This is a genomic window from Thermaurantimonas aggregans, assembly GCF_003851885.1.
GTDB lineage: Bacteria > Bacteroidota > Bacteroidia > Flavobacteriales > Schleiferiaceae > Thermaurantimonas > Thermaurantimonas aggregans.
The window spans coordinates 1-4,129 of record NZ_BHZE01000042.1 but is presented as its reverse complement, the minus strand read 5'-3'; the positions used below and the strand labels follow the sequence as shown (position 1 = coordinate 4,129).

Sequence of the window (4,129 nt, the reverse complement as noted above, 5' to 3'; positions counted from 1 at the left end):
CACAGACAACTTCGAGGGTGGCTATTGCGGTGGGGATCACCTCTTCCCATTCCGAACAGAGAAGTTAAGCCCACCAGCGCAGATGGTACTGGCACTCCGCCGGGAGAGTATGTCGCTGCCCTCCTTAGCATTACATCACAAAACCCCGTTCCAAACGGGGTTTTTTTGTTTTCCACTTTAATTTTCGTATCTCTTTAAATGTAACATTGTTGCGTACTTATATAGTGCATGTTTTTATTGCATTTTTTTCTTAAGTGTAATTATGCATTTTCTATTATCTCCATGTATTCGCTTTCCTGCCAAGGCTTTATTTGTGTTTCTTCTCTTACTGTCCACACTGACTTCAAAATTGTATTGTCAAAATTATGAGGATGAGCTTACCCCAAATCCAAAAGTGGGCGCTTACTTCAGCGTTGTAACTCATCTGAAAGATTATGATTTGCACAAAAGAAACGTAGAGCTACTTCCTCTTCACAGCGTCGGTTTTCCGGTAGGTGTTAATTTCTGGATTGCGAAAAATTTTGCCTTTTCAATAGAATTTGTTCCAAGTGTCCGGCTGAATGAGCATGTAGATCAGGTCAACAATTCAATTACCACCACCGGTTTATTGTTTCATCCCGGATTTACCTACACTTTTTCTGACCATTACGGGTTTTCGGCAAGAATCGCTTTTGAATCTAATGGTCAGGTCGGATTTACCCCCGTAATTGGCAGAACATTTTATCACCTTAAAAATTCCAATTTTTCAGTGTCAATTCCTTTTCCATTCAGATTTGGAGGTAATCTGCCTACCACATTGAGCGTGGGTCTTCAATTAGGTTGGGGATTTTAATAATTGCTTATTAACGCTTTTGATTTTTTGAGCGGCTAAAAATTCAATCAGGGATTTACAATATGCTGAAAACATAAAAACCCCGGATTGGACGGGGTTTTTATGTTTATTATCAAAACACTACATAAAAACAGAAATCAACCTTCCATATATCAAATAGATGCAGTATCTAAGCTAATAAAAGGTTTAGCCAAGTATCATGCAGGTTGGAATTTTTGAAGTTCTGTCAGATTACTTTCAAGTTCTTCATCAGATAGGTGATGATCGGTAATTTTTCCTTCTAAAAAGTCATTATATGCTTGTAAGTCGAAATATCCATGACCACAGAGATTGAACAAAATTGTCTTTGATTGCCCTTCTTCTTTTGCCTTTTCTGCTTCGCGAATGACTTGTGCTATCGCATGGGTGGCTTCAGGAGCGGGGAGGATTCCTTCAGTACGGGCAAATAGCAGTCCGGCACGGAAACATTCGGTCTGCTGCAATGCCACAGCTTCAATCAGACCATCTTTCAGCAGCTGACTGCAGAGCACACTTGCTCCATGGTATCTCAGGCCACCAGCATGTATAGAAGCCGGCATAAAATTATGCCCTAACGTAAACATCGGAAGTAAAGGCGTATAGCCCGCCGTATCACCAAAGTCGTACATAAATTTACCTTTAGTGAGCTTGGGGCATGATGCCGGCTCTGCCGCAATACATCTAATCTTTTTTCCTTCTGTAAGATTGTATCGCAAAAACGGGAAAGAAATTCCTGCAAAATTGGAACCGCCACCGAGTGGAGCAATTACAATATCAGGAAAATCTCCTGCAATCTCCATTTGTTTAATACATTCTTCCCCTATGATGGTTTGATGTAGCAGTACGTGATTTAGCACGCTGCCAAGTGCGTATTTGGTATGCTGATCTGAAGCAGCCACTTCAATTGCCTCGGATATGGCAATGCCAAGACTTCCCGGATTAGATACATCCTTAGCTAGTATGTTGCGCCCGGCCTGGGTTCTGTCTGTGGGTGAAGCATACACATTAGCTCCAAATGTCTGCATGATTACCCTTCGATAAGGTTTTTGATTGTAGCTGACCTTGACCATATACACCTCGCATTCTAACCCCACCTTGTTACAAGCAAATGATAGGGCCGTCCCCCACTGACCGGCACCGGTTTCAGTGGTTAGTTTTCGCACTCCTTCTTTTTTGTTATAATATGCCTGCGCTACAGCTGTGTTGGGCTTATGTGAACCACTTGGACTCAAGCCTTCGTACTTGTAATAAATTTTTGCCGGTGTGTCCAATGCTTTTTCAAGGTTATACGCGCGAATCAGGGGAGTTGGTCTCCATATTTTGTATATGTCCAGCACCTGTTCCGGTATATCTATAAAACGATCAGTTGAAACTTCTTGCTGTATTAATGCCTCCGGAAACAGAGCAGCCAAATCCATCGGATTAATGGGCTGCTTTGTTTCAGGATGTAATGGTGGAAGGGGTTTATTTGGCATGTCGGCTATGATATTATACCACCTCTTCGGTGTTTCACTTTCGGGGATAAAAATTTTTTTTTCCATATCAAAAGCTTTAAGACAAAAATATTTTTAAAATAGACTTGATAATAAAAAATAAAAAATAGGTTATGAATACTTGATATTCGCTGTATATAATTCGATTGAAAAAGAATATTTATATCCATCTAATGAAACAGAGTCCATCATTAGGCTGAATCTTTAAAAACTGATTTTATTCGGTATTAAAGTGCAGAAATTCCTTTAAATTAATTAATGAATTAATTTAACGCGATCATCAGGCAATAAATAAATGATCAACTAACATTCTGCCTGAAGGGTCTGATAATTAGTCGAATCGCTCTTTGATAAGTGAAATAATTCCACAGCCAGTTCACAAAAACTACCGTTCGATTCCTGAATCCTACGATGTACATCAAGTGAAGAAACATCCAACCAAACCATGCCAGATACCCCTGAATTTTGATTTTTCCGATCTCTACTACGGCCTTATGTCTGCCTACTGTAGCCATGCTGCCTTTGTTAAAGTATTTAAATGGCGTTAATGGCTTGTTCTTCAACTTTCGAAGGAGATTTTTAGCCAATGCTCTTCCTTGCTGTTGGGCCACAGTAGCCACCATAGGGTGACCGTTGGGGTAGGCCTCATCGGCAGTCATGTATGCTAGATCGCCGATTACAAATACATTTTCAAAACCTTCTAACCGGTTGAAAGCATCTACCTTATATCGGTTGCCCTTTGCAATATAATGTGTATCTATACCTTCCAGCGTTTTTCCCATTACGCCTGCAGTCCAGATGACAGTATCTGTCTCTACCACGCTCCCATCGCTGAGCGTAAGAATACCTGAAGAGGGGTCATAGGCCGTAACTGAGGTATTTGTGAGCACATTTACGCCCAGTTCTTTCAGGTATTCCTCTGCCTTGGCTGATGATATTTCGCTCATGGCTGATAGCACTCTGTGTGATGCTTCAATCAAATAAACTTGCATCAGAGATGGGTCGAGTTCTTTGTAATCAGCTGGGATTACGTGATTTTTAATTTCTGCCAGCGCTCCGGCAGTTTCTACTCCAGTAGGTCCACCGCCCACAATCACAAAGTTTAATATGCGCTTAATTTTACCCGTATCGGTCTCACTCAGGGCTTTTTCCAACTCTTGTAAAATATCACTCCGAATGTCTAACGCATCGGGTATGGATTTGAGCTGCATACAGTGTGTTTCGAGCACTTTGTTGCCAAAAAAGTTTGTCTTAGCTCCGGTAGCAATACAGAGGTAATCAAAAGGTATATCTCCTACAGTGGTTTTTACAGTATTGTTTTTCAAATCGACTTCCAGCACTTCAGCCATGCGAAAAGTCACATTTGGCATTTTGCTAATTATTTTGCGCAACGGATATGCTATGGCGTCTGGTCCAAGTCCACCAGACGCCACTTGATACATCAGCGGCTGAAAATTGAAGTAGTTGTTTTTGTCGAGTACTGTAATGCGATAGGGCGATTTGTTCAGATGTTTAATCAGTTCCAATCCGGCAAATCCACAGCCAATGACGACAAGGTGAGGGGAGTTCATTGTAGGTCGATTTCTCGATTAAATGTCCATCTTTTTTTTGCTTTACATAGCTTATAAAACGTGAAAAAAGAATATCTTCCAAAAAAAGAAAAAAGAAGCTGTCCTAAAAGAGGGCAGCTTTTTTTTATCAGTTTTTAAATGGTATTTAATGTTACAAAAAATGAATTAGACTTAAAGCAGGTTTTTGGTAGTGATATTTCAAAAAATTGATTTTT

The 4,129-nt window shown here is 40.4% G+C and carries 3 protein-coding genes and 1 rRNA gene; 2 read left to right on the top strand and 2 right to left on the bottom strand.

All coding sequences use genetic code 11. The annotated features are described in order from the left end of the window. The first annotated feature begins 13 nt into the window (after positions 1-13). Positions 14-124 (top strand): 5S ribosomal RNA (gene rrf, locus EIP89_RS11330). Positions 125-349: 225 nt separating this feature from the next. Continuing rightward, positions 350-832, top strand: a complete 483-nt coding sequence (locus EIP89_RS11325; protein ID WP_124398797.1) for a hypothetical protein — start codon at positions 350-352, stop codon at positions 830-832. A 197-nt stretch (positions 833-1,029) separates the two neighbouring features. Here EIP89_RS11325 and EIP89_RS11320 read toward each other — a convergent pair whose 3' ends face one another. Together EIP89_RS11320 and EIP89_RS11315 are read right to left on the bottom strand one after the other, a co-directional pair. Further along, complete coding sequence (locus EIP89_RS11320) at positions 1,030-2,391, bottom strand: TrpB-like pyridoxal phosphate-dependent enzyme (protein ID WP_124398796.1); 1,362 nt, start codon at positions 2,389-2,391, stop codon at positions 1,030-1,032. A 251-nt stretch (positions 2,392-2,642) separates the two neighbouring features. Beyond that, on the bottom strand, positions 2,643-3,914 hold the full coding sequence (locus EIP89_RS11315) for an NAD(P)/FAD-dependent oxidoreductase (RefSeq protein WP_124398795.1): 1,272 nt from the start codon (positions 3,912-3,914) through the stop codon (positions 2,643-2,645). Positions 3,915-4,129 lie beyond the last annotated feature (215 nt).

Bases quoted from the DNA above. Each gene is read 5' to 3' on its own strand.
- EIP89_RS11320 (WP_124398796.1), bottom strand. From the start codon at position 2,391: ATGGAAAAAAAAATTTTTATCCCCGAAAGTGAAACACCGAAGAGGTGG.
- EIP89_RS11315 (WP_124398795.1), bottom strand. From the start codon at position 3,914: ATGAACTCCCCTCACCTTGTCGTCATTGGCTGTGGATTTGCCGGATTG.